The 3,900-nt window shown below is 57.1% G+C and carries 4 protein-coding genes; 1 reads left to right on the top strand and 3 read right to left on the bottom strand.

The annotated features are described in order from the left end of the window. Positions 1 to 1,268: glycosyltransferase (locus tag AAAC48_RS25965; protein ID WP_340656963.1), on the top strand; the 1,268-nt coding region annotated here is incomplete at its 5' end. Here the strand turns inward: AAAC48_RS25965 and AAAC48_RS25970 are convergent. Genes AAAC48_RS25970 through AAAC48_RS25980 form a run of 3 tightly spaced genes read right to left on the bottom strand, consistent with a single transcriptional unit; the run spans position 1,262 to position 3,824 of the window. After that, on the bottom strand, positions 1,262 to 1,855 hold the full coding sequence (locus AAAC48_RS25970) for a putative colanic acid biosynthesis acetyltransferase (RefSeq protein WP_340656964.1): 594 nt from the start codon (positions 1,853 to 1,855) through the stop codon (positions 1,262 to 1,264). The genes AAAC48_RS25965 and AAAC48_RS25970 overlap by 7 nt on opposite strands. Before the next feature lie 11 nt (positions 1,856 to 1,866). Further along, positions 1,867 to 3,159 (bottom strand): hypothetical protein, encoded by a 1,293-nt coding sequence (locus tag AAAC48_RS25975; protein ID WP_340656965.1) that lies wholly within the window; start codon positions 3,157 to 3,159, stop codon positions 1,867 to 1,869. Continuing rightward, complete coding sequence (locus AAAC48_RS25980) at positions 3,156 to 3,824, bottom strand: YdcF family protein (RefSeq protein ID WP_340656966.1); 669 nt, start codon at positions 3,822 to 3,824, stop codon at positions 3,156 to 3,158. The genes AAAC48_RS25975 and AAAC48_RS25980 overlap by 4 nt, the downstream gene beginning before the upstream one ends. Positions 3,825 to 3,900: the final 76 nt, after the last annotated feature.

The following is a 3,900-nucleotide window of genomic DNA, read 5'->3' on the forward strand; positions in this document are numbered from 1 at the left end:
CTCATGAGCAGGTCCGAAGCACCAGAACGATCCTCAAACAGGCAGTGTGCCGCATGAAAATAGTCCATGTCATCTCCTCGATCGATCCCGCCAAGGGAGGTCCGCAAGGCGGCTGCGTGCGTTTGGCGGCAGCGCAATCAGCCTTGGGGCATGACGTACACATCATCAGCTATGGTGGCATTGAAACCCAGGATCGCGCATTCTTGTCAGCCAGGGACGTGCCCTATTTCTCGAATATTCGCTGGCACCTTCTTAGAGATCCCGACCGGATCGAGCGCCTGCTGGGCTACAAGGCTTCCCGGCTCCTGCGCACGCTGCTGAAGGATGCATCATTTGTCCATATCCACGGTGTTTGGGAGTCCATACTGAAGAATGCAGCAAGCATTGCGAGGCAAAACCTCGTCCCCTATTGCTTGGAACCGCACGGAATGCTCGACGTCTGGAGCATGAGCCAAAAGCGCCTGAAGAAGCAGTTGGCGCTGTTTCTCGGCTATCGAAAGATGCTCGACCGGGCAAAATTTATTCTGGCGCTAAATACGGATGAAGCCCAGCTGCTCGGTCCGCTTGGGCTCCGTGCTCCCAACCTCATCATCCCAAACGGCATCTTCCTGGAGGAGTTTGCCGCATTGCCTCAAAAGGGCTTCTTTCGCGAGCTTCTGCCAGAGCTTGATGGAAAGCGCATTGTCTTTTTTCTTTCACGACTTCATACCAAGAAGGGGTTGGACATTCTGGCGGCGGCATTCGCCCAGCTCGCCAGATCGCATCCAGATGTCAATCTCGTGGTGGCAGGTCCCGACGATGGTGCGAGAGATGGCTTCGTCGCACTCGTCAATCAGCTGGGCATGAAGGACAGGGTCCATATCGTTGGTCCGCTCTATGGCAGCGACAAGTTGCGTGCGCTGGTGGACGCCACCTGTTTTTGCCTCCCAAGCCGTCAGGAGGGCTTCAGTGTTGCCATTACCGAAGCAATGGCCTGCGGCCTGCCGGTGGTAATCAGCGATGCGTGTCACTTTCCCGAGGTCAAATCAGCGCATGCTGGAGCGGTCGTATCGCTTGATGCGGTTGAAGTGGCTGCTGCGCTTGCGAGCATATTGGACAGTCCGGCAATGGCGTCGGCCATGGGAAGCAACGGCCAGCGGCTGGTCCGCGAAAACTACACCTGGCCGCGCATCGCCGAGCAGACGATCAAGGGCTATACCTCCGGTGACAACCGCGGGATAAAGAATGTCGTGAACCCGCGAAGGCTGGTGCCGGCCGCAGATCACTGAGCGGCGGCGGATCCCTTGCGGTTTCGGACCGGTTTGGCTGGATTTCCCACATAGATCGTCCAGGGATCGAGCTTACCAGCCGCTACACCGCGGGCGCCAAGCACGGCACCCTCGCCGACAACAACCCCAGGCCCCACAAATGCTTCCGCTGCAATCCAGGCGTTGGAACGAATGATGATTGGCCGGCTTTTCAGCGGGAAACCCTCGTCATCCACATCATGTGTTCCAGTACACAGGTGCGTGCGCTGGGAAACGATGGCGAAGTCCTCGATTGTAATCTCCGCTACATTGTAACAGATCACGCCAGGCCCCATGGACGCGTGCTTTCCCATCGTTAGATTGCCCGGCCACCAGATCTTCACGCTGCTGCGTATGATCGCCGTAGAATGGATGCGTGCACCGAACCGCCGGAGCAGCCAGCCGCGCCACGGGCTGAAAAAGGACGGTGTCCAGGCCGCCAACAGCAGCCAGCAGACGGTCCATAACAGCCGCATGATCCGGAACCTTAGTGCAAACGTAGCGCCTCCGAAGCGAGGCAGCGGTTGTGCGGTGGCATCGAATGTCGGGTCGTTGTAGCGAGATCGCATGGGATTGTTCCTCAATTCGACGCCACAAGCCGGAGACCGACCGGACCTGGTGCTTCGGCGGGTGAGTAGGAATGAAAGCCTCTTGACCGGCTTCGACACAAAGTAAGCGTCGGCAACAGGAAGATCAGCATATGGACCCAGACTATAAGCGCCCAGTCTGTCTGATGCGATATGGCATGCATGGCAGGTACGATCGACAGCATGTAGACGAGCTGGGCTGACATTTCGCCCGTGTTCGCAGAGACCCATATCCTCCGGACGACATAGGACAGCAGGAGAAATTTCAGGGCGCCGAAATACCAGAATGAAGAGAACGCATCGGCCATTCCGGTTTCCGTTGTGCCGGTCAACGGGTTGTACTCCCGCCCTAGCGATGGGAGCTCAAATCTCAAGGATTCTTTCAGCCTTTCACCCACCAACTGCGCAGGCACATAATTGAACACGAGCCGGTTCCAATGGAACAGACCATAATCGAATTCCATGACTTGTTCGGTGTTGTATATGCGCAGCACTGCGTTTCGCATTTCAGGTCCGCCGTTTTTCAGCAGATTATCGAAATTGGCGGCAATATCGATCCGCGAGACGTCGTCCCATATCGCCGTGCGATTGGCCCTGGTAACGTCACGATAGTCACTCATGCTGCTCATGAGGAACATCCCCGCAATCATGCCCGCCAGCACGAGTGTGCGGGGCATGACCCAGCCCCTGTAGAACCAGTACGCCAGAGCAAAGATCACCACCAGCTCGACCGCCTCCGCACGCTTTCCGGTGACCACGATCCGGTCCAGATAGAAGACAAGATCCATGCCGATGATCAGCAGCGTTATCCAGGAAAAACGGCGGGCAAGGCAAAGGGCTGCTATTGCCAGTCCATAGTTCATGAAGCGCGCAAAAAAGAGCCATACGACTGGCGCTCCGCTCATCTGGACACCCACCGAGACATCACCCGGCAACCGGCTGAGCTTGAAATAGAAATACGCCCCGGTGATCGAAAGGAGATACGCGGCAATGATGAGCCGCTTCTCGTCAAAGTCCCAGCGAAAGAACCGGAAGGGTTTGGCGTTGGCAGACCAGCCAAGCCAGCACATCGCCAGGCAAATAATCGAAAAGGCAATCGTCCTGATGTAAGCGCCTTCGGGGAGGAAGGGATCATCTGCCAGGGCGGGGATCTGCGGCAAGACGAACGCGAAGGTAATGACGCCGACCAAGAAAGGGAACTGGTACATCCTTTCGCCCCGTGCAAATCCCCACAGGAGTAACATCATCACTGTGATCAGCATCAACCATGTTACAAGCCAATTCATGGTGTGACCTCGCGGGAAGGGAATGAGACGGGGCGGCTGGCCGGTTCGATGCCTAGAAATAACCGAGCAGCATACCAAAGTGTTTTCGGATATTCCTTCAGAAGTTGAATACCGTCATGGCTCAATCCAACGTCCCATAGCGGTTCGTCGGGCTCGACCGGATCCGACATCCAGTGAATATCTTTCGAGGTCGCCGCGAAGCTCGCCATCGCACGGCGCGAATGGTACCAGCTCGTCACCAGGACAGCACTGCGCGCATTCATTTGCTTCAATATCGGGGCGGAAAAAAGAGCGTTCTCCCAGGTGGATCCTGACTGGCATTCGGTGACGATTGCCCGCCTATCGACGCCGCGATCGATCATCGCCTCGCGGATCCAGTAACAATCGCCGTCGCCGCTGATCAGGACGCGCGGTGCAACTCCCTTCAGCCACAGACCGGCTGCCCAGGCAGCTCGCGGAGGTCCATCCCCCCCGAGAACGACGATCACGTCCGCCTTGCTGACAGGATCGCGAACCGCCAATAGCGGGTTGGCCAGAATAAACGCCAGGATGATCGCCGCTATCATGAGCACTCCTGCCAGTCCAAATCCGGCGACGAAGGTTTTCCCTCCACGCCGTTGGCGTTCCAGCACTGTCATCGCGATATACGGTTGAGCGCTGATCATATGGAGAGGCCGAGTTCCCGCCGCTGCAATTCTCTCATCTTGATGACGATCATGTATTCGTAAGACGCGATGAGCC

The organism is Phyllobacterium sp. (assembly GCF_037994405.1).
Lineage (GTDB): Bacteria > Pseudomonadota > Alphaproteobacteria > Rhizobiales > Rhizobiaceae > Phyllobacterium.